Below are 23,846 nucleotides of genomic sequence, written 5' to 3' on the forward strand. Positions count from 1 at the left end.
GGCTCAGGCGCCGGTGAACTGCGCGATCGTGTCCCACGCGAGCTTGACGATCAGCAGCGAGAGCACGACGAGGAACACGATCCGCACGAAGCGGTTGCCGTTGCGCGTCGCCATCCGCGCCCCGATGAAGCCGCCGGTCATGTTCAGCGCGGCCATGGCGATGCCGAGCACGAGGATGATCTCGCCGTGCACGCCGTAGACCGCGAGCGCGGCGAGGTTGGTGGTGAGGTTGGCGATCTTCGCGTTGACGCTGGCCTGCAGGAATCCGAATCCCAGGACGCCGACGAGGAGGATGACGAAGAACGACCCGGTGCCCGGTCCGAGGATGCCGTCGTAGAAGCCGACCAGGACGCCGATGAGCGCAGCGCGCCACGCCACCGAGGCGGTGCGCGTGTGCCGCGGCTCGTGGTGGAGCCCCATCTGCGGCTTGAGGAGCGTGTAGACGGCGACCACCACGACGGCCGCGAGCACGATCGGCGTGAGCACCTCCCGCGGGACGAAGCGCGAGAGCGCGGCTCCCACCGCAGACCCGGCGAAGGCGCCGATGACTAGAGGCACCAGGAGCGCGCAGTGCACGCGGATGCGCCGCAGATAGACCCAGCTCGCCGACAGTGTGCCGAAGAAGGACGACAGCTTGTTCGTTCCGAGGATGAAGGGCGTCGAGACGTTCTGCGGCACGGCGATGACGAGGGCGGGGAGCTGGATCAGTCCGCCACCGCCGACCACCGCATCGACCCAGCCCGCGACCCCGGCGGCCACGAGGAGGAAGATCAGCGCCCCCGCCGACACGGGGAGCCAATCGGCGAGCAGCGGACCATCGAGCACCGGTCGATTCTGGCCTGTCGGCGGGAGCCCGCCAAACCGGCGCCCTAGGCTGGGTGCATGGTTCAGCGGACGGTCACCCAGATCACCGACGACCTCGACGGGTCGCTCGGCGCCCGGTCCGTCACCTTCGCTTTCGAGGGTGCATCGTATTCGATCGACCTGTCGGAGGCGAACCGGGCCCGTCTGCGGGAGGCGCTCGCGCCGTTCATCGAGAACGCGGTCCGCGAGGGCGGTCCCGAGGGGCGGCGCGCGTCCTCCGCCGGAACGTGGCGACGCGAAGACCTGCAGGAGTGGGCCAAGGACCGCGGCTATCGCGTGGGCGACCGCGGACGGGTGCCGCAGAGCATCGTCGACGAATACCTGTCGACACGCTGAGCCGACCCGGCGCCGCGCCGCGCGCATCCGCAATCCGCCGGTCGTGACCCTCCGTCGCGCTTCCAGCCGCGAGAATGGAAGCATGTCACGACGCAAGGATGGACGGCCCCGCACGGTGGCAGCACCGGTGATCGAACGGCGCCGCACCCCGTCGACGACGCCGCCCGTCGCGCCAGAGGTCGCAGACCGTCACGTCGAGGACCCGCACGCGTCGCGCAGCTGACCTCAGCCGTGGAGCTGGTCGTCGAGCAGAGCCTCGAGGGTGGCCAGCCGCTCGTCTCGGTCGCCGGTGACCTCGGCCACCGTCACCCCGTCGCCCACGAGCTCCGGATCGTCGATGAGCTCGAGCAGGACGTCGTTCATGGCGGTGCGCAGCGCGAGGTGCTCGTCCGCGCCGACGTGGATCTCGTCGCGCGCCGACAGGGGCAGCACCACCAGCAGATCCACGGCGCGCATCGCGCGCGCGGTGATCGAGGTGTATCGCGCCAGGAGGTCGCGCGGCGTGCTGGTGCCCTGCACCTCGTCGAGGGCGAGCAGATAGGCCACGAAGTCGAGCGGCCCGCGCTCCGCGATGAGGTCCGCGGACGGGTCGCCCTCCCCGAGCCGCTCCGCGGCGATCCGCAGCTGCGCGGCGAACATCCCGGCACCGGGTGCGTCCCAGGTCTCGTCGAGGAGCTCGAAGGGATCGGGAAGGACGACGAATGCCGGATGCCGCGCCGCGAAGTCGGCGATGAGCGTGCTCTTGCCGCTGGCGTGGGTGCCCGAGATCACGATGCGCACGACGCGACTCTAGGGGAGCGGGGAGAATGGAGTGTGCCCCGTTCCTCCCCTCGTCGCCTCGACGTCCGCGACCGGGAGCTCATCGGCGGCGTGGAGAGGCTGCAGGTGACCCTGCACGATGCCGATCCCACGTGGCGCGACGTCTTCGAGGAGCACCGTCGACGTCTGCGGCAGGCGCTCGCCGATCGAGCCGTGCTGATCGAGCACATCGGCTCGACGTCGGTCGCCGGACTCGCGGCCAAGCCGATCGTCGACATCGTGGTCGCCGTCGCGGACATCGCCGCGGAGGAGGACTACCTGCCCGCCCTCGTGGCGGCGGGGTACGTGCTGCGGGTGAGGGAGCCCGGCCACCGGCTCGTGCGCACACCCGAGCGCGACGTCCATGTGCACGTGTACGCGGCGGGCGATGCGGCCGTGGAGGCGTACCTGCTCTTCCGCGATCGCCTGCGCGCCGACGCCGCCGACCGGTCGCTGTACGAGAGCACGAAGCGCGCGCTGCTCGATCGGGCGTGGGACGACATGAACGCCTACGCGGATGCCAAGACCGCCGTCATCCGCGGTATCCTCGAGCGCGCGCGAGCGCAGCGCGATTCCGAAGCAGGGGAGGACGGGCCATGACTGAGAGGCCCGCTGTCCTGTTCGTCTGCGTGCACAACGCCGGCCGCTCCCAGATGGCCGCCGGCTTCCTGCAGGCTCTCGCCGGGGACCGCATCGACGTGCTCTCCGCCGGTTCCGAGCCGAAGGACCGGCTGAACCCGGTCGCGGTCGCCGTCATGGCCGAGGACGGCATCGACATCGCCGGGAGCACCCCGAAGCTCCTCACCGTCGACGCCGTCCGGGAATCGGACGTGGTCATCACGATGGGCTGCGGCGACGCCTGCCCGATCTTCCCCGGCAAGCGCTACGAGGACTGGGCGCTCGACGACCCCGCGGGTCAGGATCACGAGACCGTCCGGCGCATCCGCGACGACATCCGCGTTCGCGTCGAGACCCTCATCGACGAGCTGACGGCATAGGCCGCAGGCGAGCGACCGCACCCGGATCGACCCGCCGACGTCAGGGCTGGATGAGGATGGGTGTTCCGAGGGGGAGGGTGTCAAGCGCGGTGATGGCGTCACCGGACACGCGCACGCAGCCGTGGGAGATGGCGCCGGAACGCTCCTCGTAGAAGTGGATGCCGATGAGGCCGCCGTCCTGGCCTCCGAAGGGCTCGTCAGCCGCCGACGAGTGCATCGAGCTCAGGGTGATGGGGTAGACGGTCTGATCCTGCGCCGGGTCGAGGTAGCGGGCCTGGACGTAGCCGACGACGCCGGTGGGAGTCGGTGTCTCCGACGCGCCGACAGCGGCCGGGAAGCTCTCCCGCACGTCACCGGAGGCGTCCACGATCGAGACCGTCTGATCACCGACGGAGATCACCACGTGTGCGGCGAGGTCCTGGGCTTTGGTGAGGAGTTCGGAGCGGATCCACCCGACCGACTGCGCCGGCGCGTCCGGGTTCTCGGACGGAAGCGTCTGACGCGCGGGCGTGAGCACCAGCGACCAATCGCCGTCGGTGCGGACCGGGACGACGACCGTGCTGTCGCCCAGGAAGTTCTTCGCCGCCAGCCGGGCGACGGGCGTGATGCGGTCGTCGCCGAAGAGGGGCGCGTCGGCGGCGATCGTGTACGCGGCGGTGAGCTCCGCCGGCACGTCGTTCGATGCGAATCCGAGGAGGGCCGGAATCACCGCGTTGTATCGCGCCTCCGGGAGAGCGGCGACCGTCGCGTCATCGGGCGCTGCGTACGGCGCCGCGCTGGGGGTCGGCGTCACGGAGGCGGTGGGGGATGGCGACGCTGAGGCCGACGGCGTAGCCGTCGCGGCCGGCGGGTCGGGCTGGGCGAGGACGAATGCGCCGACGCCGAGCACGACGAGGGCGGCTGCGGAGGCCGCGATGATGCCGGTGCGGCGGGTGGGAGTCATCATGTCGACCGTAGTTCAGAGAAGGGATGGGCCGGCCCCCGAGGGGACCGGCCCATCACATCGGTACGAGGTGTGTCAGCCGCTGACGACCGGGAGGCCGGTGCCGCCGCCGCTGCCGCCGCCGGGGGTGACCGGTGTGACGGGGTTCGCGGAGACGTCGAAGGTGCCGGCCGCGGTGCGCTCGCTGCGGACGCCGGAGACGGTGATCGTGTACGTCCCGGTGCCTGCCGTCTCGGGGAGGATGACGAAGCCGGCGAACGCGCCGGTCTGGTCATCTGCGAAGAAGCTGACCTCGGTCGGCGGGAGGACGACGACGCCGCCGCTGGGGTCGGTGACCACGATGGTGATCTCCTCGTTCGGGCTGAAGCCGGTCGCAAGGAACTTCACACCGGTGCTGGTCGCGTCGGCGAGCGGAAGCGACGCCGGGTCGGTCACGACGGCGAGGGGATCCAGCGGAGCGGGGGCGGTCGGGAAGACGAAGTTGATCCGCAGGCCTTCGGTGCCGGGGAAGACCTCGCCGTTCGTGCCGTACTCGGTAACGATGGCGCTGCCATCGGTGCTGCCGGGCTCCAGGTCGCTGAAGTCGGTCGTCGTCGTCCAGTTGCCGTCAGCGTCGACCGTCACGGTCGCGGCGGTGCCGGTCTGCACGGCGCGGGCACCGTAGGTGATGACGATGGAGGCGCCGGGGTTGCCGGTGCCCGAGAAGGTCGGTGTGGTGCTCTCGACCGGGGTGGTGGAGTTCGACCCGGGGGTCGTCACCGTGAACGGGTTGGCCGGTTTCGGCGCTACAGCCAGGGTGAAGGACACTGTTGCCGGCGCGACGGCAGGGTCCGGGTTTCCGCTAGCCGCATCGAGAGCAGTCACCGTGGCCGTGATCTCCGTCTGACCCGTGCTGACGTTCTCGAAGTTGTAGATGCCCGACCAATTGCCATCTGCATCCGGCGTGCTGCTCCCGTAGGTGATCTGCACATTTCCGTCCAGATCGAGGAAAGTGATCGACGCGGTATCACCGACCGGAAGACCGGTGCCGGCGAACGGCACGACGTTGGGGAACGTCTGCTCCACGCCGGTGGCGCCGTCGGCGGGCGACGTGACGGCGAACGGCTCCGCGGCGTTCGCGGCGGTCACCGAGACGACCGAGGGAACGACGACGAGAGCGGATGCCGCGACGAAGACGGCAAGCCGCGAAGCGAGCGACCGAGACCTCAGCCCCCGCACCTTCGCGTCGTCGCGGGCAGGGACTGACAATGTCATGAACTCTCCAATGAATACAGCACGAGTGGGCGAAGCGCCCGACCTATGTCTAACACGCGGTGTACAGGTCGAGGGTCGCCTCGGTGATGAACGGTCGGTGACCGTCGCCATACGGAGCGACAGCAGAACGAAATCACCGGCGATCGGGTGAATTCGGCGACATCGGTCGCGAAATGGGCGACATCCCGACCGTTTCGCGACAACATTCGCCCTGAGACAGTTCGGCGTCCGCGGCGGGTCGGATCAGGCCGGACGATGAGCCTGTGACCGAAACCCCCGCGGTAGCTCTCCGCTCGGAGACCCCTCGTGCAGAGGTGTGCCCCGCGGAGCTCGCCGACCTCATCGAGAGGACGGCCCTCAAGGACGTGCCCGCCTTCGGCGAGGTGTACGACGCGCTGGCGCGGCGGGTCTTCGGCCTCATCGTGCGGGTGATCGACAATCGCGCGCTGGCGGAGGAGATCCACCAGGACGTCTTCTTGGAGATGTGGAACAAGGCGGGTGCCTTCGATCGGTCCCGCGGTTCCGCGAGCACCTGGGCGCTGACGATCGCGCACCGGCGGGCCATCGACGGGGTGCGCGCTCGCCGCGCCCACCGCGAACGGGACCACAGCGCCGGCCTGAGAGACATCGCGCTCTCGGTCGAGGACGTCAGCGAGTCGGTCATGCACCGCGAGGACGCACGTCGGCTGCGCCAGGCGCTCGAGACCCTCTCCGAGCGCGAGCGGCTGTTCCTGCATCTGGCCTACAGCGAGGGGCGCAGTCAGAGCGAGATCGCGGCACTCACCGGCACCCCGCTGGGCACCGTCAAAACCGTGACGCGCACCGCGCTCACGCGTCTGCGGGCCACCCTCACCGGCGCGGGTTCCCGCAGCGACGTGGCGGTCAGGCGTCCAGCAGTCGTCGCAGGTGAGCGCCGACCGCTGCCGTCTCGATGAGGAAGCCGTCGTGACCGAAATCGCTGGTCAGCACGACCGCCCGCTCCCCGTCGAGGGTTCTCGGGATCGAACGCGCGATCCGGTGCTGACCGTCGATCGGGAAGAGCCGGTCGGTGTCGATGCCGACCACGAGCGCCGTCGCGGTGACCGACCGCAGCGCCTCTTCCACCCCGCCGCGGTCACGGCCGACGTCGTGCGAGTTCATCGCCTCCACCAGGCGGATGTAGGAGTTCGCGTCGAACCGGCGGGTGAACTTGTTGCCGTGGAAGTCGAGGTAGGACTCGACCGCGAAGCGTCCGCCGTGGCCGAGCGGACTCACGCCGGACTGCCATGACCGCTGGAAGCGCTGGTTGAGCTCCGTCGGGCTGCGGTAGTTCAGCAGCGCCATGCGTCGCGCGAGGGCGAGACCCCGGTGCGGCCCGTCGCCGTCGCCGCTGTCGTAGTACTGCCCGTTCTGGAAGCGCGGGTCGACCTGGATCGCCGCCAGCTGCACCGAGTTGAGCGCGATCTGATCGGCTGTGTTCACCGGCGGGGCCGACAGGATGCCGACGCGCTGCACGCGGTCGGCGTGCCCGACCGCCCACTCCAGCGCGTGCATCCCGCCCATCGAGCCGCCGATGACGGCGGCCCACGTGCCGATGCCGAGGGTGTCGGCCAGCAGAGCCTGCGCGGCGACCTGGTCGCGGATCGTCACGTACGGGAAGCGCGCGGCCCACTCGTAGCCGTCGGGCGCGATGCTCGCCGGACCGGTCGACCCCTGGCATCCGCCCAGCATGTTCGGGGCGACGACGAACCACCGGTCGGTGTCGATCGGGCCGCCCGGGCCGACGATGTCGTCCCACCAGCCGGCGGTCGGATGCCCCGGCCCGGCCGGACCGCGGAGGTGGCTGTCGCCGGTCAGCGCGTGCAGGACGAGCACGGCATTGTCGCCGGCGGCGTTCAGCTCGCCCCACGTCTCGTAAGCGAGGCGGAAGCCCGGGAGGCGGCCCCCGCCCTCGGTCGCGAAGGCGCCGAATGCGGCGAACCGGCGCTCGCCGACCGGGTCGCCGTCGCGCCACGCACCCGTCACCGGGGGGCGTCCGAGGAGCAGGCGCGCGTCGGCCTCCGTGACCGGCGCCGAGGGCACGGTGTCTTCGGAGGTCTGCCAGTCCATGACTGCCATTCTCCCGGTCCCCGCCGGAAGCGGGCGGACTGTTACGCGCTGCGGAAGGCGGAGGTCTCGTAGACGGCGCCGTGCTGGCCCGCCAGCGCCACCGGCACGGCATCGACCGTCTGCACGAAGCGGTGGTCGACGGCGAGGCCGACGGGAACGCGCGCGTCGATCTCGGGGAGCGTGCCGGCCGTCTCGTTCGAGAGCCACAGCACGCGGCGGCCGAGCCGCGCGCTCAGGCCCGTGACCGTGTCGGCGAAGCGCCGGCGCGCCTCCGCGTCGAGGTACAGGAGCACGGCGCTATGGAAGACGACCAGCGTGGCCTCGGGCGGCGCCTCGGCGGCCAGGGGAGTGACGAGGTCGATGATGTCGCCCCGCTGGATGTCGGGCGACGCGGCGGCGGCGATCGCCGCGGCGCCGCGCAGGCGCGCGACCCGGGAGTCGTGATCGGGTCCCGGCCAGACCAGATTCGCCAGCCAGGCGACGGCGTCGTGGTCGGACGCGTCGATCGGGTCGAGGTCGATGCCCCGCCGCCAGACGACCTCCGGCATCCGATCCGGAACGGAGGCGTCGTCGTCGACCCGGCAGGCGAGCGAGAACGCCGTGGCGCCGGCTCGCGGGTCGATCCGGTGCGGTCCGGAAGGTGCGGCGTAGTCCACGCTGTAGCGCTCGGGGAAGAGGCAGAGGCCCGCGGCGGTGCCGGTCTCGAGCAGGGCGACGGGCCCGTCGAGGCGCGAGAGTACCGGCAGCAGCGTGGCGCAGCGGTTGGGCTCGTTGGTCTGCACGCTGCGCTGGGTGGCGATCGCGATGACGTCGTCCCACGCGGAGCGCAGCCACGGGATCCACGACTCCGCCGGCTCCAGCGCGCAGCCCGCCCAGCGCGAGGCGGCGAACAGCAGGTTCGGCTGCTGCAGACGCCGGGGGAGCGCGGCGATCCGGGCGCAGAGATCCGGATGCTGCGCGATGCCGCACGCCCAGTCCTCGTAGAGCGGCGAGGTGCCGTGCGCCCAGCGCCGGCCGAAGTCGTCGTAGACGGCGGCGACACGCTCGGCGGCGGCGGAGTCGACGTTCGACATGGCGACACCTTATGGCCGCCGGAGAGAACGGGCTGACGTCCTCCGCCCGGCGCGTTCAACGCCTCGGCCGCCTCTCGGTCGTGCGGGGCGCAGGACAATGGAGACCCACAACACGGAGGACCCATGGCCCGCTATCTCATCATCGCCGCGTCCAGCGGGATCGGGCAGGCCACCTGCGCGCTCCTGCGCGAAGCCGGGCACGAGGTCGTCACGACCGCCCGCGACACCTCGACCATCACCCCCGACGTGATCCTCGACGCGAGCGACTTCGACGCCGTCGACGCCGCCGTCTCGAACGCCGGTGAGCTGGACGGCATCGCGACGTTCGCGGGCTCCATGATCCTCAAGCCGGCGCACCTGACCTCCCGCGAGCAGTACGACGAGACGATCGCGGCATCCCTGACCCCGGCCTTCGCCACGGTGCGGGCCGCCGGCCGTCATCTGCGCTCGGGCGGATCCCTCGTGCTCGTCTCGTCCGCGGCCGCCCTGGCGGGACTGCCGAACCACGATGCGATCGCCGCGGCCAAGGCCGGCGTGATCGGCCTGACCCTGTCGTCCGCGGCGAGCTACGCCTCGCAGAACCTGCGGATCAACGCCGTCGCGCCCGGGCTCACGCAGACGCCCCTGACGGCGGCCCTGACCGCGACCGAGGGCTCGCGCAAGGTGTCGGAGAACATGCATGCCCTGGGTCGTCTCGGCAAGCCGGACGACGTCGCGCGGGCGGTCGTCTTCCTCCTCGATCCCGCCAACGACTGGATCACCGGTCAGGTGCTCGGCGTCGACGGCGGTCTCGGTCACGTGCGCCCGAAGGTGCGTGCCTGAGAGATCGGTCGGCAGAACGACGGATGCCGCCGCCCGGTCGGGGCGGCGGCATCCGTGTTGCCCTGCGTCAGGCGCGCGCGGCCTCGGTCACGCGGTGCGCGGCGGCGAGAGCCTGCTCGAGGTCGGCCTTCAGGTCGTCGATGTTCTCGAGTCCGAGCGACAGTCGCACGAGCCCGGGCGTCACGCCGCTGGTGAGCTGCTGCTCGGGCGTGAGCTGCGAATGCGTCGTCGAGGCGGGGTGGATGACGAGCGAGCGCACGTCGCCGATGTTGGCGAGGTGGCTGAAGAGCGTCAGGCTGTTGACGAACTCACGGCCCGCCTGCACGCCGCCCTTGAGCTCGAACGACAGCACCGCGCCGACGCCCTTGGGGGCGTAGGTGTTGGCCGCCGCGTACCAGGGGGACGTGGGCAGGCCCGAGTAGTTCACCGACGCGACGTCGTCGCGGTTCTCGAGCCATTCGGCGATCTCCTGCGCGTTCTGCACGTGACGCTCGATGCGCAGCGACAGGGTCTCGATGCCCTGGATGAGCAGCCACGCGCTCTGCGGCGAGATCGCCGCGCCCAGGTCGCGGAGCAGCTGCACGCGGGCCTTGATGACGTAGGCGAGACCGTCGCCGACGGCGGTCGTGTACGAGGCGCCGTGGTAGCTGGGGTCGGGCTCGGTCAGGCCGGGGAAGCGGTCGACGTTCTCGGACCACTTGAACGTTCCGCCGTCGACGATCACTCCGCCGATCACGGTGCCGTGGCCGCCGAGGAACTTGGTGGCCGAGTGCACGACGATGTCGGCGCCGTGCTCGAACGGACGGATGAGGTACGGGGTCGCGATCGTGTTGTCGACGATCAGGGGCACACCCGACTCGTGCGCGACGTCGGCGACGAGCCGGATGTCGAGGATGTTGATCTTCGGGTTGCCGATGGTCTCGGCGAAGAAGAGCTTGGTGTTCGGGCGGACGGCCGCGCGCCACTCCTCGGCGTCGTCCTGGTTCTCGACGAAGGTCACGTCGATGCCGAGCTTCTTCAGCGTGTACTTGAAGAGGTTGTAGGTGCCGCCGTAGATCGAGCTCGACGAGACGATGTGGTCGCCGGCCTCGGCGATGTTGAGCACCGCGAAGGTCTCGGCCGCCTGGCCGCTCGCGACCAGCAGCGCTCCGGTGCCGCCCTCGAGCGCGGCGACGCGCTCCTCGACGACCGCCTGGGTCGGGTTCTGGATGCGGGTGTAGATGTTGCCGAACTCCGCCAGCGCGAAGAGGTTCGCGGCGTGGTCGGCGTTGTCGAACACGTACGACGTGGTCTGGTAGATCGGCGTGGCGCGAGCCTTGGTCACCGGGTCGGGCGCGGCGCCCGAGTGGATCTGCTTGGTCTCGAAACGCCAGTTCTCGGGAGCGGACACGGCATCCTCCTACGGGTGCGGAAGGCGCAGCGGGTGCCGCGCGGCTTCTGCGAGAGTACGGATGCCGCAGCACGGCCGACAAGGGAACGGACATGCTGCGTAACCTGGGGCCCTTCTCCGGCGTCGGTAATGTGGATCGCATGTCCAGCAGACGCGCAGTGGTGACCGGAGCGAGTTCAGGGATCGGTGCCGCGACCGTGCGGGCGCTGCGCACGAGCGGGTGGGACGTCGTCGGCGTCGCCCGTCGCGCCGCCCGCCTGGAGGAGCTCGCCGGCGACACGGGGGCGGAGGTGTTCGCCGCCGATCTGACCCAGCAGGCAGACGTCGACGCACTGGCGGAATGGCTCGCGCAGAGCGGCTCCGTCGATGCGCTCATCCACGTCGCCGGCGGTGCGCGCGGCACGGACCGCATCGAGGACGGTGCCGTCGACGACTGGCAGTGGATGTTCGACGTGAACGTGCTCGCCGCGCAGCGACTCGTCGCCGCGCTGCTGCCGCAGCTGCGGGCCGCCGCGGCCGTCAACGGGCACGCCGACACGGTCTTCCTCACCTCGACGGCGGCGACCACGCCGTACCCCGGTGGAGGCGGCTACAACGCCGCCAAGGCCGCGGAGTCGATGGTTCCGCAGGTGCTGCGCCAGGAGCTCAACGGCGAGCCGATCCGCGTCATCGAGATCGCCCCCGGAATGGTGCAGACCGAGGAGTTCACCCTCAACCGCCTCGGCGGCGACGCCGAGGCGGCCGAGCAGGTGTACCAGGGTGTCGAGAATCCGCTGCTCGCCGAAGACGTGGCCGACGTCGTCGCGTACGCCGTGAACGCCCCGGGGCACGTCAACCTCGACCTCGTGCTCATGCGGCCCGTCGCGCAGTCGGCGCAGCACCTCCTCGCCCGCGGACCCCTCCGGGTGCGCGGCGGACAGGACTGAGACCGCCGGTGCCGCGCGGCCCGTCCGCCGAGCCGCTCGGTGGCCCGTCCGGCGGACGCGTGCTCGAGGTGGCGGCTCTCGCCGCCCGCCCGAGGCGGGTAGAGCTGAAGAGGTTCCGCGTGGCGTTCGCGGCGTCGCACCCGTGGATCGCGACGCCCGCCCCCGCCGCACGCAGGGTGATCCTCGGGGTCGGCGCCGCAGCGGGCGTGCTCGGTGTGCTCACGCTGGCCTTCGGGTTCAGCGAGACGGTGGCCGAGGGCGGTGACGACGTCGTGGGTCAGTCCGCGGGGATCGCGGCGGTCGGGCTGCTCATGCTCATCGGACTGGTCGTGCTCGTCTGGGCGACCGTGCGCACCGCCCGTCGCAAGGAGACGCCCCTGCGCCACTGGCGTCTGGCGCGCTTCGCGGCGGAGAACGGCCTGACCTACATCCCCGGTCCGGTTCCCGGCGTGCTGACGGCCTGGCGGGAGCGCGGGCTGCTCACGATCGCCCGCGCCGTCCGCGCGCGGACCCCCGACGGACGCCTGGTCGAGTGGGCCGACTACGAGCTGCGCCAGGGAAACGCGACGTCGAGCAGTACCCAGTTCGGCGGGTGGATCGCGGTGGCGCTGCGCCGCCCGCTGCCGCACATCGTGCTGCGCTCGACCGCGCGGGGGAGTCGTGCGCTGTCGACGGCCGCCGTGCCCGACGCCTCCCAGCGGCTCTCGCTGGAGGGCGACTTCGACCGGCACTTCACCCTCTACTGCCCACGCGGCTACGAGCGCGATGCGCTGTACCTCTTCACGCCCGACGTCATGGCGCGCGCCATCGATGCCGCCGGCGGCTGGGACATCGAGATCGTGGATGACCGGCTGCTCATGGTGCGCTCCCGCGATGTCGTGACGACCGACGCCCGCTCCTGGGTCGAGGTGGTCGCCGCCGCCAACGCCTTCGCGGGGAAGGTGCAGCAGTGGGAGCGCTGGCGCGAGGAGCGCGTCGATCCCGTCGGAGACGGCGGCACGGGCATCGAGGTGGCCGGCGTGGCGCCCGCCGGTCGCCGTCTCCGCACCTCCCTCAGCCCCGCCACCTGGGTCTGGCTCGGCATCACCGTCGTCGTGCTCGCGGCCGTGGTCGTCGCCGGCCTCCTCTGACGCCGGCACGACCTCTTGCGCCTGCGAGAGTTCCTGCCAAGCCCGCACGGTGCTCCTGCGAAGCCGGTGAGTCAGAGGATCTGCGCCTGCCCGGCGGTGCCCTCCGGATCGGGGGCGGCCGCGGCATCCAGAGCCTCATCGCCGAAGGCGACCTTGGGCACGAAGAGCAGCAGCACGGCGGCGAGGAATCCTCCGGCGGCGCACACGGTCCACACCGTGATGTAGCCGCCGAGCGAGGCCGCCGTCTGGCTGGCGACCGTTCCCGCGCCCACGGCCAGCACGACGCCGAAGATCGCCGAGGCGAACGTGCCGCCGATCGTCTTGGTGGTGTTCGTCAGCGCCGACGAGATGCCCGTCTGGCCGCGAGGTGCGGCCGCCGCCGCCGCGGACGGCAGCGCCGCCACGAGGGCGCCCGACCCGAGACCGGCGATCGACAGGTTCAGCAGCACCTGCCACAGCTGCAGGTGGAAGGGCAGGAACAGGAGGTAGCCGATGCCGACGAGGGCGGAGGCGCCGATGAGGATGAGGCGCGGGCTGCCCTTGCGCGACGTGACGGCGAAGAGCACCGCGCCCACGATCAGCGAGACGAGATAGACGCCGATGACGTTGGAGCGGTCCGTGGCATCCAGACCCAGTCCATAGCCGAGGGAGGAGTCGGTGCCCGCGTACGTCGACAGCGGCCCCTGCGCGCCCAGCAGGCTGATGCCGACGAGGAAGGCCGTGGCCTGCACGGGCCACATCTCCGGGCGGGCGAGCACGCGCACGTCGACGGCCGGATCGTCCTGCCGCAGCTCGTACCGCACGAAGACGACGAAGGCGGCGAGCCCCGCGACCAGCAGCACCCAGGTCCAGACGAAGCCCGGGCCGTTGAGTCGGAGGAACGTCAGCGCGCTGGTGATGAGCAGCAGTCCCATCGCGAGGATCACGAAGCCGCCGGTGTCCAGACGCCGGCCCGGCAGCGGCTCGGATTCGGGGACGCCCAGCCAGATGACCACCGCGATCAGGGTGACGGCGATCGCCGGAATCGTGAGCGTCACGGTCAGGTCGCCCGTGGCGGCGAAGATGCGCCCCGCGGCCAGCGCGCCGATGATCGCGCCGGCCTGCAGGCCGACGACGAGGAGACCGGCCGCACGGCGGGTGAGCGAGACGCCGCGCTCCTGCACGCGGCCGCGCTCGAAGATGAGGGCGATCTCGAGGGGCAGCCACACCACGTAGAACCCCTGGAGCGCCCAGGCGATGAGGAAGGTCCAGAACGATCCGGCGAACACGAGCCACCAGCTCGCCCCCGCGGTCAGGATCGCAGCGATCAGCAGGATCTTCTTGTGGCCGTACATGTCGCCGAGCTTCGCCAGCACGGGCACGACGAGCGCCGACAGCAGCAGCTGCGCCGCCTCGAACCAGTTGACGTCGGCGTCGGTCACGCCCAGGTGCGCGACGATGTCGCTGAAGAGCGGCACGTAGAAGCCCTGCAGGATGCCGCTGGTCAGCTCGACGAGGATGAACCAGCCGATCAGCCCGGTCGTGATGCCGAGAGCGGACCCGCGGAGGCGGTCGGCGGCGGCGGAGGCGCGGGACACGACGGTGAGACTACACCGGGGCGGCCCTACGCTGGTCGGACGGAGAGAGGGGTCCACGTGACCGAGGAACGAGAGCGGCTGTCGTGGGACGGCTTCGGGGAGGCGGCCCGCGATCTGGCCCGCTCGATCGTCGCCGACGGGTTCGAGCCGGAGGTGGTGGTGGCGATCGCGCGCGGCGGGCTGCTGCCCGGCGGGGCCATCGCCTATGCGCTGGGTGCGAAGAACTGCGGCGCCCTGAACGTCGAGTTCTACACCGGCATCGGCGAGGTGCTGGATGCGCCGGAGGTGCTGCCGCCGACCCTCGACCTCGACTACCTCGACGGGCGGCGCGTGCTGCTGGTGGACGACGTCGCCGACAGCGGCCGCACGCTCGCGCTCGCCGTGCAGCTCTTGGCCGACGCCGGCGCCGACGTGCGCTCGGTGACGATCTACACCAAGCCCGGCACCGTGGCCACGCCCGACTACTCCTGGCGCGAGACGACGCTGTGGATCGACTTCCCCTGGTCGGCGCGCGGTCCGGTTCAGGACGAGTCGGCGAACGGCGCCTGAGCCGGTGGCGCTGTCGCTGACCGAGCTCGGCGCGTCGGGCCGGATGGACCCGGGCTGGGCCGACGCCCTCGCCCCCGTCGGCGCCGACATCGCCGCCCTCGGGGAGCGCCTGCGGGCGGAGGTGGCGGCCGGCAGGCACTACCTGCCCGCCGGCGAGAACGTGCTGCGGGTGTTCCAGCGGCCGCTGGCCGACGTGCGGGTGCTCATCGTCGGGCAGGACCCGTACCCGACGCCGGGGCATCCGATCGGCCTCTCCTTCGCCGTCGACGGGCACGTGCGCCCGCTGCCCCGGAGCCTCGCGAACATCTATCAGGAGCTCGAGTCCGACCTGGGCATCGCGCCGGCGCCGCACGGCGACCTGTCGGCGTGGAGCGATCAGGGCGTCATGCTGCTCAACCGGGTGCTGACCGTCGCGCCGGGACAGCCGGCATCCCACCGCGGCTGGGGCTGGGAGAAGGTCACCGAGCACGCGATCCGCACCCTGGTGGCACGCGACCGGCCGCTCGTCGCGATCCTCTGGGGGAAGGATGCGGCGAACCTGCGCCCGCTGCTGGGTTCGACGCCGATCGTGGAATCCGCCCACCCGTCGCCGCTGTCGGCCCGACGCGGATTCTTCGGCTCGTCGCCGTTCTCCCGCACCAACGCGCTGCTGGGCGAGCAGGGTGCCGAGCCCGTGGACTGGCGGCTGCCCGCTGAGCCCGTCGCCTCCGCCGCGTAGGCTCGCAGCATGCTCGAGGAGGAATACCAGAAGCGGCGCGTGCTCCCGCGCCACCTGCGCAAGCCGCCGGTCGAGGAGGCGCCCTTCGCCTACGAGATCCGCGTCGCCCGAGAAGGCGACATCCCCGACATACGAGAGATCTACAACTACTACGTCACCAACTCCGTGGTGACCTTCGACGAGAAGCGGTGGACGATCGCGCAGTGGCGCGAGAAGTTCGCGCACCTGCGCAAGCTCAGTCTGCCGTTCCTCGTGGCGGAGTCGCCGTCAGGCCAGATCCTCGGCTACGCGCTCGTGCAGCCCATGTCGACCAAGTCGGCGTACCGGTTCAGCGTCGAGAACTCGATCTACCTCGGCCACGCCGCGGCGGGCAAGGGTCTCGGCCGTGCCCTCCTCGAGGCGCTCATCGGGGAGTGCGAGAACGCCGGAATCCGCGAGATCGTCGCGATCATCAGCGACAAGGGCGCGGAAGCCTCCGTCGCGCTGCACGAGCGCCTGGGCTTCGTCGAGGTCGGCCGCATGGGCCGCGTCGGGTTCAAGTTCGGCCGCTGGCTGGGCACGATTTACCTGCAGAAGCACCTGAAGCCGAAGAAGCAGTCGCGGTCGCTCTTCGGACGCCGCGAGCGCGGCGGCGAGGACGGCGCCGGGGGCTGAGAGCGGGGCGCGGCGCCGGTCAGGCTCAGCGCTTCGCGACCTGCCGCACCTCGTCGACGAGCGTGCGCCACGGCCCGGCGACGGCCTGGTCGGGCAGATCGGCCTCGCGGTGCTGCTCGCCGCAGCGGGCGCTGATGCTCCAGACGTAGCGGTCGGCGCCGCGGGTCTCGCCCACCGACTCGTCCCAGGGGCAGCTCTCGATCAGCATGACCCAGTGCTCCTGTTCGTCGGGCGCCGGCTCGGCGCTCCACGTCTTGCGCATGCCCGCGATGCCGCCGGTGCGCACGACAGTCACGACGACGAGAGCGGATGCCGCGGCATCCGCATCATCAGCGGTCGGTTGACTCATCCTCCAGCACGCCGACTCCTGTCCACCCCGCGCGGACGGCGTCGACGACCTCCGAGTCCTCACCGTACTCCTGGCTCGCCGCGGCCAGGGTGGCCGCCGCGAACGCCGCGAAGTCGGCGGTGGGCGACAGATCGCCGGTGATCGTGCGGTACCAGACGAGTCCGGCGCGCTCCCATGCGTTGCCGCCGAGGGCCGTGGCCGCCAGGTAGAACGCGTGGTTCGGGATGCCGGAGTTGATGTGCACGCCGCCGTTGTCGTCGGTCGTCTCGACGTAGTCGTCCATGTGCGCGGGCTGCGGGTCGCGCCCGAGGACGTCATCGTCGTAGGCCGTGCCGGGGGCCTTCAGCGAGCGCAGGGCCTTCCCCTGCACGGCCGGCGTGAAGATGCCCGCACCGATGAGCCAGTCGGCGGCGTCGGCCGTCTGGCCCTTCGTGTACTGCTCGGTCAGCGCGCCGAAGACGTCGGACAGCGACTCGTTGAGCGCGCCGGGCTGGCCCTGGTACTCGAGCCCGCCCTCGTGCTCGGTGACACCGTGCGTCAGCTCGTGCGCGATGACAGTGAGCGACGAGGTGAACCCGGTGAAGACGTCGCCGTCGCCGTCGCCGAACACCATCTGCTCGCCGTTCCAGAACGCGTTGTCGTAGTCCTCGCCGTAGTGGACGGTGGCGAGGAGCGGGGCACCGGCGCCGTCGATGCCGCTGCGCTGGTAGGCCTCCCAGTAGAAGTCGAACGTCGCGCCCAGGCCGTCGAACGCCTGGTCGACGGCGGGGTCGCCCGAGGCGGGATCGTCTTCCCCGCGCACGCGGGTGCCGGGCAGGTCTTCGGTGGTCTTCGCGTCGTAGATCGTGCGGTCGGCGGCGGGGGCGTTCTCGACGACCAGCGTGCCGTCGCCCTCGATGGACAGGCGCACGCGGGAGCGCTGCGGGCGGACGGTGCGGTCGGCCAGGAGCGTCGCCTTCGCGGCGGCCGAGGCGCGTGCCAGCGCGGGCTCTTCGGTGGCGGCCAGGCGGGCCAGGAGATACGGGGGGATGATCCCATGCAGCGCGCTCGTCATGGTCAGAGGCTAACGCCGACCGGCGACATCCGTCCGTTGCGCGGCGACATCGCGACACACGTCGGCGGCGCCGTCAGGAGGCTCCCGCGGAGCCCGGATCGATGACCGGGACGGATGCCAGCAGGCGCCGCGTGTAGGCGGCCTGCGGCTGCAGCAGCACCTTCTCGGTCGGCCCCTCTTCGACGATGCGGCCGTCCTTGAGCACGAGCACGTCGTCGCAGAGGTTCTGCACCACGCCGATGTCGTGCGAGACCAGCAGGAGCGTCATCCCGTCGCGCTGGCGCAGCCGCCCGAGCAATGCGAGGATCTGCGCGCGGACGGTCACGTCCAGGGCCGACAGCGGCTCGTCGCCGACCAGCAGCGTGGGGCGGTGCACGATGGCCCGGGCGAGCGCGATGCGCTGACGCTGACCGCCGGAGAACTCGTGCGGGAACCGCTCGGCCATGTCGGCCTCGAGTCCGACGTCCTCGAGGGTCTCCCGCACCCGCGCCCGACGGTCGCCGTCGATCCCGAGGGCCCACAGCGGCTCGCCGACGATGCGTCCGACCGACATGCGGGGGTCGAGCGAGGCGTACGGATCCTGGAACACGACACCGGTGGCCCGTCGCAGCCAGTGCAGGGAGCGGGCGGAGGCCGCGGCATCCACCTCTCTGCCCTGGAAGTGGACGGTGCCCGCCGTCGGGGTGTCCAGGCCCAGCAGCAGGCGGATGAGGGTGGACTTGCCCGAACCGGACTCGCCGATGACGCCGACCGCGGAGCCGGTGCGCACGTCGATGTCGGCGTCCTCCAGGGCGACCGTCGTGCGGGGGCGCTCGAACAGCGAGGCGCGGGGGAGGCGATGGGTGCGCCCGAGCCCTCGGCCGCGCAGCAGCACGTCGTCGCTCATGAGGTGCCCTCCGGTCGCCACACCGTCGCCGTGGCATCGCGCAGCAGCCCCTGCGTGACCGGCGACTGCGGTGCCGTCAGAAGGCGGCCGATGGGCGCATCCTCGACGACGCGGCCGTCGGACAGCACCACACCGTGCGTCGCGATGCGCGACAGCACCGCGAGGTCGTGGGTGATGAACACGAGCGACATGCCGGAGTCCTCGACGAGACCGAGCAGGAGTCGCAGGATCTCGTCCTGGATGGTGACGTCCAGCGCGGTGGTCGGCTCATCGGCGATGAGCAGGCGCGGACGGCACGCCAGGGCCATCGCGATGGCCACCCGCTGACGCTGACCGCCGGACAGCTGATGCGGGTAGCGGTCGACGATGCGCGCCGGGTCGGGCAGGGCGACGCGCTCGGCCTCGCCGATCGCGCGGGCCTTCGCCTCGGCGCGGCTCGCTTTCTCATGGATGCGGATCGACTCGGCGATCTGGCGGCCCACCGTGCGGATCGGGTTGAGGGCGGTGCGCGGCTCCTGGAACACGATGCCGATGTCGTCGCCGCGCAGCTGCGCCAGCTCGCGGTCGGGCATGCCGATGAGCTCGCGGTCGTTCCAGCGGATGCTGCCGCCGACCTCGGCGCCCGCGGGGAGCAGGCCGAGGATCGCCAGCGCCGTGAGCGACTTGCCCGATCCCGATTCGCCGATCAGGCCCAGGCGGGCGCCGTCGGGCACGGCGAAGGACACGCCGTCCACGACCCGCCGGCCGTCGATGTCGATGGTGAGGCCCTCCACGCGGAGGCTCATGCGACCACCCCCGGCACGTGCGTGCGGGCGGTCGCCCTGTGGCGCGACAGCGTCGGGTCGGTCGCCTCGCGCAGGCCGTCGCCGAGGAGGTTGAAGCCCAGCACCGTCAGCGTGATCGCGAGCCCCGGCCAGACGACCGACAGCGGGTACACGCCGATGTAGCGCTGCAGGTCCGACAGCAGCAGCCCCCACGACGGGTCGGTGAGCGAGGCCCCGAAGCCCAGGTACGACAGGCCCGCTTCGGCGAGCACCGCGACGGCCATCGCCCACGAGAGCTGCACGATGAAGACCGGCGCGACGTTGGGCAGCAGGTGACGCACCAGGTTCTGCAGGGGAGTGAGCCCGACGGCACGTCCGGCCAGCACGAAGTCGGTGTGCAGCACGCGCCGCAGTTCCGGCCGCGTGACGCGGGCGATGTTCACGCCGAAGCCGATGCCGACCGCCCAGATGACCACCCACAGCGAGCGGCCCCACACCGCGGCGATCATCGTGGCGATGATGAGCACCGGGAAGGCGATGAGGATGTCGACGAGCACCGCGACGGACTCCCGCACCCAGCGCACCGTCAGCGCGCCGAGGCCCGCCAGCGCGATGCCGATGACCGTGGCGATCACCCCCGCGCCGACCGCGACGAACACGGTGGTGCGCGCGCCGGCCATGAGAAGGCTCAGGATGTCGCGGCCCGACCCGTCCGTGCCGAGCAGGTGCGGCCAGCTCGGCCCCGCCCAGCGGGCGGAGATGTCGGTCGTGGTGGGGGAGAACGGCGTCCAGAAGAGGGCGATGAGGGCGGTCAGCGCGATGAGCAGCACGACGGCGACGCCGAACCGACCCGTCGACAGCGACAGCAGGCGACGGAGCCAGCCGTCGCGGGGCGTATCGACGGCGGCCATCACGACTCCCTCTGGCGCGGGTCGATGACGCGGTGGAGCAGATCGACCACGAACCCGACGAGCAGCACGAAGCCGGTGAGCACGAGCAGCTCTCCCTGCACCTTGGGGAGGTCGCGGTTGCCCACGTCGGTCACCAGCATGCGTCCGATGCCCGGCAGCGTGAAGAGCTGCTCGATCACGACGGCGCCGACCACGATGCCGGCGACCTGCAGTCCGAGCACCGTGATCACGGACAGCCCGACGTTCGGCAGACCGTGGCGCAGCAGGGCCGTGGTGCGTGTCAGGCCCTTCGCCGCCGCCGTGCGCACGTAGTCCTGGCCGATCGCTTGGAGGGTGGCGCTGCGCACGAAGCGCAGCAGCATCGCGCCCTCGACGACGCCGATCGTGAGGGCGGGGAGGATGAGGGCGCGGAGGGCGGCGCCCGGATCGGCCCACCCGTCACGGGGGAAGCCCTGCGCCGGCAGCCAGCCGAGCCAGACGGCGAAGACGACGACGAGCATCATTCCCGCCCACACGACCGGCACCGCGGCCAGCGCCTGCGACGCCACGCTGAGGGCCGTGCCGCCGGGGCGGCCGCGGCGGAGGGCGGACAGCACGCCGAGCGGCACGCTGATGACGAGGGCGATGGTGAGCGCGAGGATGCCCAGCGGCACCGTCACCTGCGCCTTCTGGGCGAGCTCCGCCGCGACCGACGAGCCGGTCAGCAGGGAGCTGCCCAGGTCGCCGCTCAGCACGCCGCCGATCCAGCCGAAGTACTGCGTGATCGCCGGTTCGTTCAGCCCGAGGCTCTCGCGGATGGCGGCCACCTGCGCGGGGGTGCCCTCGCTGCCCGCGATCAGCTGGGCGATGTCTCCCGGCAGCACGCGCAGCGACAGGAAGATCAGCACGCTGGCCACGAACAGCCCCACCAGGAGGAGGGCTGCCCGGGTCAGCGCGTAGCGGATCACTCCGGGAGGCTACTTCGAGACGGTGACGCCGGCGAGGTCGATGCGCGAGTTGATCGAGTCGACGGGGAAGCCGCTGACGGTCGACTGCACCGCGGTGATCGTCGCGCCGTTGTAGAGCCAGTCCGCTGCGCTGTCCTCCGACACGATCTTCGCGGCCTGCGCGAGCAGGTCGGCCGACTCGTCGGGGTCGACCGTCGCGAGCGCCTCCTGGTACAGCTTCTGCACGTCGGGGTTGTCGTAGCCGAAGTAGTAATCGGGGTTGGCGAAGTTGCCGAAGTCGCGAGGCTCGACGTGCAGCACGAAGCTGAGGTCGTAGTCGCGGTTCGTGTAGACGTCCTGCAGCCAGGTCGAGAACTCGACCGCGTCGACGGTCAGGTCGACGCCCACGGCCTCGAAGTCCGACACGAGCACCTGCGGCACGGTGGTGCCGTAGAAGGACGGGATCGTCAGGGTCAGCTCGAGGTTCTCGGCGCCGGCCTCCGCGAGGAGCTCCTTGGCCCGCTCGGGGTCGTACGAGATCGTGCCCGAGAGGTCCTCGTAGCCGGGATCGAGCTCCGGGATCGGGCCGTACAGGGTCTGGCCCGCGCCCACCGCGGTGACGAGGTCGTCGTGGTTGATCGCCAGGCGCAGGGCCTCGCGCACGCGCTTGTCGTCGAGCGGCGCCTTCTTGTTGTTGAACGCCAGGGTCGCCTTGTCGGTGGTCTTGCCCGTGGTCAGGCTGAAGCCCTGCGCGCCGTCGAGCTGCGGCGCGAGGGTCGGGTCGACCGCGGTGAGCACGTCGAGGCTGCCGTCCAGCGCCGCGTTGACGCCGGCGGTGAAGTCGGGGATGTACTGCAGGACGACGGATGCCACGCCCGCCGGCTCTCCCCAGTACGCGTCGTTGCGGGCGAGCTCGAGGCTGTCGCCCTGGTTCCACCGCGTGAGGGTGAAGGGACCGGTGCCGTTCTCGGCCGTCTTGAGGTCGGTGGTGTCGCCCGCCTTGACGACGAGGCCGGCCGGACCGGTGAGGTTGAACAGGAAATTCTGGTCGGGCGTCGTCAGGGTCACGACGACCTTGTCGGCGCCGTCGGCGGCGATGCCGGCGACGTTCGCGAAGTCGGCGTGGCCGATGATCGTCTCGTCGTCCTTGACCTGCGTGAAGGAGGAGACCACGTCGTCGACCGTGAGGGGGTCGCCGCTGTGGAACGCGACGCCCTGCGCGAGGGTGAAGGTATACGTCAGGCCGTCATCGGAGACCGTGTGGTCCGTCGCGAGAGCGTTCTCGACCTCGTTGTCCTGCGACCGGCTGACGAGCCCCTCGTAGACGTTGCCGATGAGCACCTGCTCGAGGGCGGCGCCGCTGGTGTGGCGGATGTCGAGGTTCGACGGCTCGAGCACGAGGCCGACCCGCAGGGTGGCGCTGGAGTCCGCGGGGCCTGCTGACGTCGTGGTCTCGCCCGACGGGCTGCCGGTGCAGGCGGTCAGCAGCAGCGCGCTCGTGGTGACGAGGGCGGCGGCGGCCAGGGTGATGCGGCGACGCATGTGGGGGTCCTTTCGCGGGGCCGCGGCATCCAGGGGGTGTGAGGATGCCGGAGAAGTCGGCGACTCGGGGGTTGGGGCAAGCCTACGGTTCCGTCCGAGACGGCGTGCAACGCGCTACATGGAACGCAACACAGGTGTCAATCCTTCCGGACGAGGCTCCGCAGGCGACGACCGAGCTCGACCGGCAGCTCCTCCTGCACGTTGTGCCCCGACACGACGGTCTCGATCGATGCCGTCGGGACGCGTGCGGCGAAGACCGCGGCATCCTCTTCCGTGACGTAGCCGTGGTCGCCCCGCAGGAGTGTGACGGGTGCCGCGACGGCGGCGAGGTCCTCCCACCCGGCTTCTCCGAGGACAGCCGAGACGGCGTCGTGCGGCGCGGAGGCGGATGCCGCGGCCTCCGGCTCCGGCGCAGCATCCGGGTGCGGCGCGGCATCCGGCTCCGGCGCGGCAGGCGCAGCCGCGGCGGCTGCGGCGAGGTGGGCGAAGTGGTGCTTCCACTCGACCCGCCCGTCGGGGCGCACGCGGGAGTTGAGGAAGACGCCGCGCTCGGCGGCGGTGCGCGAGCCCCCGAGTCCGAAGGCCAGGGCGCGCTCGACGAGCTCGTCGCGGCTGGCCCAGTCGGTCGGTCCGGCGAAGAACTGCCGGATCTGGGAGGCGCCGGCATCGGGGTCGAGGCCCGGGGTGATGTCGATGACGACGAGCTCGCTCACGAGATCGGGGCGGGATGCCGCGACCGCCGCCGCCGTCAGGCCGCCCAGCGACTGCCCGACGAGGAGCTGCGGGGTGTCGGTCCAGGCATCCATTCCCGCGGCGACGTCCGCGGCGAGGAGTCGCGCGACGTAGGCGGCGTCGTCACGCCACGAGGAGTCGCCGTGCCCGGGGAGGTCGATCGCCAGGGCGGGGAGCCCCATCGCGAGGAGCGTGGTGTCCCACGTGTGGGCGTTCAGCCCCGCGCCGTGCAGCAGCGTCACCACGGGCGCGGCACCGGGTGCGTCGGCCGGAGTGGTGCGGATGGCGCTCAGCCGGCGACCGTCCGGAAGGGTCAGCTCGACGCGCTCGCGGTGGGGGAGCGCGCCGTCGTAGCCGATGTCGGCGGCCTGGGCGGGCAGGAAGGAGAATTCGTCGAAGTCGGTCACGCGGCATCCTCGGTGGTGACGGGTCAGGGCCCTCCATTGTCCCTCTCGCACCCCTTCCGCGACGATGTCCCACTCGCTGCACAACACGCCGATGCCTTCTGCAGAAAGTGGGACATGAAGAGGGGAGCCGTTCTGGTCATCCCCACCGGCCGTGC

General features: G+C 71.4%; 27 protein-coding genes. 11 read left to right on the forward strand and 16 right to left on the reverse strand.

Annotation, left to right across the window (positions count from 1 at the left end; translation table 11 throughout):
* Positions 1-3 precede the first annotated feature (3 nt).
* A complete protein-coding gene (locus CVS47_RS04055) occupies positions 4-825 on the reverse strand; it encodes a sulfite exporter TauE/SafE family protein (RefSeq protein ID WP_127094944.1) in 822 nt (273 codons plus the stop codon).
* Between the two features lie 57 nt (positions 826-882).
* Here CVS47_RS04055 and CVS47_RS04060 point away from each other — a divergent pair, with 57 nt between their 5' ends.
* Together CVS47_RS04060 and CVS47_RS16740 are read left to right on the forward strand one after the other, a co-directional pair.
* Positions 883-1,200, forward strand: a complete 318-nt coding sequence (locus CVS47_RS04060) for a histone-like nucleoid-structuring protein Lsr2 (protein WP_127094945.1) — start codon at positions 883-885, stop codon at positions 1,198-1,200.
* Between the two features lie 82 nt (positions 1,201-1,282).
* Complete coding sequence (locus CVS47_RS16740) at positions 1,283-1,423, forward strand: hypothetical protein (protein ID WP_164734599.1); 141 nt, start codon at positions 1,283-1,285, stop codon at positions 1,421-1,423.
* A 2-nt stretch (positions 1,424-1,425) separates the two neighbouring features.
* Here CVS47_RS16740 and CVS47_RS04065 read toward each other — a convergent pair whose 3' ends face one another.
* Positions 1,426-1,980: an AAA family ATPase gene (locus tag CVS47_RS04065; protein ID WP_127094946.1), complete on the reverse strand. Its 555-nt coding sequence runs from the start codon at positions 1,978-1,980 to the stop codon at positions 1,426-1,428.
* A 33-nt stretch (positions 1,981-2,013) separates the two neighbouring features.
* Between CVS47_RS04065 and CVS47_RS04070 the strand changes: the two genes are divergently transcribed.
* Together CVS47_RS04070 and CVS47_RS04075 are read left to right on the forward strand one after the other, a co-directional pair.
* Positions 2,014-2,598: a GrpB family protein gene (locus CVS47_RS04070; protein WP_241240268.1), complete on the forward strand. Its 585-nt coding sequence runs from the start codon at positions 2,014-2,016 to the stop codon at positions 2,596-2,598.
* Positions 2,595-2,996 carry an arsenate reductase ArsC gene (locus CVS47_RS04075; protein WP_127094948.1) on the forward strand — a complete coding sequence of 134 codons (402 nt, stop codon included), beginning with the start codon at positions 2,595-2,597 and terminating at the stop codon, positions 2,994-2,996. Before CVS47_RS04070 ends, CVS47_RS04075 begins: the two co-directional genes overlap by 4 nt.
* Before the next feature lie 40 nt (positions 2,997-3,036).
* Here the strand turns inward: CVS47_RS04075 and CVS47_RS04080 are convergent, their stop codons facing one another.
* Together CVS47_RS04080 and CVS47_RS04085 are read right to left on the reverse strand one after the other, a co-directional pair.
* On the reverse strand, positions 3,037-3,942 hold the full coding sequence (locus tag CVS47_RS04080) for a L,D-transpeptidase (protein ID WP_127094949.1): 906 nt from the start codon (positions 3,940-3,942) through the stop codon (positions 3,037-3,039).
* A 72-nt stretch (positions 3,943-4,014) separates the two neighbouring features.
* Positions 4,015-5,193 (reverse strand): hypothetical protein, encoded by a 1,179-nt coding sequence (locus CVS47_RS04085; protein WP_127094950.1) that lies wholly within the window; start codon positions 5,191-5,193, stop codon positions 4,015-4,017.
* 263 nt (positions 5,194-5,456) lie between these two features.
* On the opposite strand from CVS47_RS04085, the gene CVS47_RS04090 reads away from it, so the two are divergent.
* Positions 5,457-6,128 carry a sigma-70 family RNA polymerase sigma factor gene (locus tag CVS47_RS04090; protein ID WP_127094951.1) on the forward strand — a complete coding sequence of 224 codons (672 nt, stop codon included), beginning with the start codon at positions 5,457-5,459 and terminating at the stop codon, positions 6,126-6,128.
* Here the strand turns inward: CVS47_RS04090 and metX are convergent.
* The gene (gene metX, locus CVS47_RS04095) at positions 6,076-7,281 is read right to left on the reverse strand and encodes a homoserine O-acetyltransferase MetX (protein WP_127094952.1); all 1,206 of its coding nucleotides are present in this window, start codon (positions 7,279-7,281) and stop codon (positions 6,076-6,078) included. The genes CVS47_RS04090 and metX overlap by 53 nt on opposite strands.
* A gap of 41 nt (positions 7,282-7,322) precedes the next feature.
* Positions 7,323-8,354: a DUF2332 domain-containing protein gene (locus CVS47_RS04100; RefSeq protein WP_127094953.1), complete on the reverse strand. Its 1,032-nt coding sequence runs from the start codon at positions 8,352-8,354 to the stop codon at positions 7,323-7,325.
* 123 nt (positions 8,355-8,477) lie between these two features.
* On the opposite strand from CVS47_RS04100, the gene CVS47_RS04105 reads away from it, so the two are divergent.
* On the forward strand, positions 8,478-9,176 hold the full coding sequence (locus CVS47_RS04105) for an SDR family NAD(P)-dependent oxidoreductase (RefSeq protein ID WP_127094954.1): 699 nt from the start codon (positions 8,478-8,480) through the stop codon (positions 9,174-9,176).
* Between the two features lie 67 nt (positions 9,177-9,243).
* On the opposite strand, the gene CVS47_RS04110 is transcribed toward CVS47_RS04105, so the two are convergent.
* A complete protein-coding gene (locus CVS47_RS04110) occupies positions 9,244-10,566 on the reverse strand; it encodes a bifunctional o-acetylhomoserine/o-acetylserine sulfhydrylase (RefSeq protein WP_127094955.1) in 1,323 nt (440 codons plus the stop codon).
* A 140-nt stretch (positions 10,567-10,706) separates the two neighbouring features.
* On the opposite strand from CVS47_RS04110, the gene CVS47_RS04115 reads away from it, so the two are divergent.
* Together CVS47_RS04115 and CVS47_RS04120 are read left to right on the forward strand one after the other, a co-directional pair.
* Entirely contained in the window at positions 10,707-11,492 is a 786-nt protein-coding gene (locus CVS47_RS04115) for an SDR family oxidoreductase (RefSeq protein WP_164734600.1), read from the forward strand.
* A 119-nt stretch (positions 11,493-11,611) separates the two neighbouring features.
* A complete protein-coding gene (locus CVS47_RS04120; protein WP_127094956.1) occupies positions 11,612-12,622 on the forward strand; it encodes a hypothetical protein in 1,011 nt (336 codons plus the stop codon).
* A 71-nt stretch (positions 12,623-12,693) separates the two neighbouring features.
* On the opposite strand, the gene CVS47_RS04125 is transcribed toward CVS47_RS04120, so the two are convergent.
* The gene (locus CVS47_RS04125) at positions 12,694-14,199 is read right to left on the reverse strand and encodes an MFS transporter (protein WP_127094957.1); all 1,506 of its coding nucleotides are present in this window, start codon (positions 14,197-14,199) and stop codon (positions 12,694-12,696) included.
* 57 nt (positions 14,200-14,256) lie between these two features.
* Between CVS47_RS04125 and CVS47_RS04130 the strand changes: the two genes are divergently transcribed.
* From CVS47_RS04130 to CVS47_RS04140, 3 genes are read left to right on the forward strand one after another with little or no spacing between them, the layout of a single operon-like run.
* Positions 14,257-14,748: a phosphoribosyltransferase gene (locus CVS47_RS04130; protein ID WP_127094958.1), complete on the forward strand. Its 492-nt coding sequence runs from the start codon at positions 14,257-14,259 to the stop codon at positions 14,746-14,748.
* Between the two features lie 4 nt (positions 14,749-14,752).
* Positions 14,753-15,466: a uracil-DNA glycosylase gene (locus tag CVS47_RS04135; protein WP_206502743.1), complete on the forward strand. Its 714-nt coding sequence runs from the start codon at positions 14,753-14,755 to the stop codon at positions 15,464-15,466.
* A gap of 9 nt (positions 15,467-15,475) precedes the next feature.
* Positions 15,476-16,120 (forward strand): GNAT family N-acetyltransferase, encoded by a 645-nt coding sequence (locus CVS47_RS04140; protein WP_127094959.1) that lies wholly within the window; start codon positions 15,476-15,478, stop codon positions 16,118-16,120.
* A 25-nt stretch (positions 16,121-16,145) separates the two neighbouring features.
* Here the strand turns inward: CVS47_RS04140 and CVS47_RS04145 are convergent, their stop codons facing one another.
* From CVS47_RS04145 to CVS47_RS04180, 8 genes are all read right to left on the reverse strand, one after another.
* Positions 16,146-16,469 (reverse strand): protealysin inhibitor emfourin, encoded by a 324-nt coding sequence (locus CVS47_RS04145; RefSeq protein ID WP_127094960.1) that lies wholly within the window; start codon positions 16,467-16,469, stop codon positions 16,146-16,148.
* Positions 16,450-17,523, reverse strand: coding sequence for a M4 family metallopeptidase (locus CVS47_RS04150; protein WP_206502745.1), 1,074 nt, complete (start codon positions 17,521-17,523; stop codon positions 16,450-16,452). Before CVS47_RS04150 ends, CVS47_RS04145 begins: the two co-directional genes overlap by 20 nt.
* Before the next feature lie 73 nt (positions 17,524-17,596).
* The gene (locus CVS47_RS04155; RefSeq protein ID WP_127094961.1) at positions 17,597-18,409 is read right to left on the reverse strand and encodes an ABC transporter ATP-binding protein; all 813 of its coding nucleotides are present in this window, start codon (positions 18,407-18,409) and stop codon (positions 17,597-17,599) included.
* The gene (locus CVS47_RS04160; protein ID WP_127094962.1) at positions 18,406-19,194 is read right to left on the reverse strand and encodes an ABC transporter ATP-binding protein; all 789 of its coding nucleotides are present in this window, start codon (positions 19,192-19,194) and stop codon (positions 18,406-18,408) included. Before CVS47_RS04160 ends, CVS47_RS04155 begins: the two co-directional genes overlap by 4 nt.
* The gene (locus tag CVS47_RS04165; RefSeq protein ID WP_127094963.1) at positions 19,191-20,084 is read right to left on the reverse strand and encodes an ABC transporter permease; all 894 of its coding nucleotides are present in this window, start codon (positions 20,082-20,084) and stop codon (positions 19,191-19,193) included. The genes CVS47_RS04160 and CVS47_RS04165 overlap by 4 nt, the downstream gene beginning before the upstream one ends.
* Positions 20,084-21,031, reverse strand: a complete 948-nt coding sequence (locus CVS47_RS04170) for an ABC transporter permease (RefSeq protein WP_127094964.1) — start codon at positions 21,029-21,031, stop codon at positions 20,084-20,086. Before CVS47_RS04170 ends, CVS47_RS04165 begins: the two co-directional genes overlap by 1 nt.
* A gap of 9 nt (positions 21,032-21,040) precedes the next feature.
* A complete protein-coding gene (locus CVS47_RS04175) occupies positions 21,041-22,552 on the reverse strand; it encodes an ABC transporter substrate-binding protein (RefSeq protein WP_127094965.1) in 1,512 nt (503 codons plus the stop codon).
* 137 nt (positions 22,553-22,689) lie between these two features.
* Positions 22,690-23,691 (reverse strand): alpha/beta fold hydrolase, encoded by a 1,002-nt coding sequence (locus CVS47_RS04180; protein WP_127094966.1) that lies wholly within the window; start codon positions 23,689-23,691, stop codon positions 22,690-22,692.
* Positions 23,692-23,846: the final 155 nt, after the last annotated feature.

This window comes from Microbacterium lemovicicum (assembly GCF_003991875.1).
In the GTDB taxonomy this organism is placed as follows: Bacteria; Actinomycetota; Actinomycetes; order Actinomycetales; family Microbacteriaceae; genus Microbacterium; species Microbacterium lemovicicum.